Source organism: Photorhabdus viridis (assembly GCF_040256935.1).
In the GTDB taxonomy this organism is placed as follows: Bacteria; Pseudomonadota; Gammaproteobacteria; order Enterobacterales; family Enterobacteriaceae; genus Photorhabdus; species Photorhabdus viridis.
The window spans coordinates 1-445 of record NZ_JBEJZY010000277.1; the positions used below are offsets into that span (position 1 = coordinate 1).

General features: G+C 46.7%; 1 protein-coding gene. It reads right to left on the minus strand.

Going from position 1 to position 445, the window contains the following annotated elements:
- On the minus strand, positions 1-445 hold a 445-nt coding region (locus tag ABR397_RS23345), incomplete at both ends, for a type VI secretion system baseplate subunit TssF (protein ID WP_350307780.1).

Genomic DNA, 445 nt, shown 5'->3' on the forward strand with positions numbered 1-445 from the left:
GCAAGGGATGTTTTCAGATAAATGTTGTCTAGCGACTGATCCAGGTATTTCGTCAGTAAAGACGCCAGTTTTTGATCTTCGCCCAGAAAAAGCGTGACTGGCCCGGTCTTCCAGTAGGGAGTTTGCCCATGGTATTGAAAGGTCAGCGATATCAGGCTTTTGTTTTCGCTGTGTGTCAGAGTCTTATGGATCAAGGTGACCGGCTCAATGCTGATATCCTGGGTGGTTCTGAAGGTAATGGATTGGTTAGGTTGTATGGCGGAAATTTGACTGCCTTTGGCAATGTGTGTGGCTTCAGTCATGCTGCCCGGTTGAATAGCTAACTGGATAACGCTGGTTGAAGGAATAGGATGTAACGGTATCGGCCAGACATTGCGTAAAATAGGGTTAACCACTTCAGGGAAAGCATCATTAATTTTTTGCTGAAGACCGGCAGCCAGAAGCG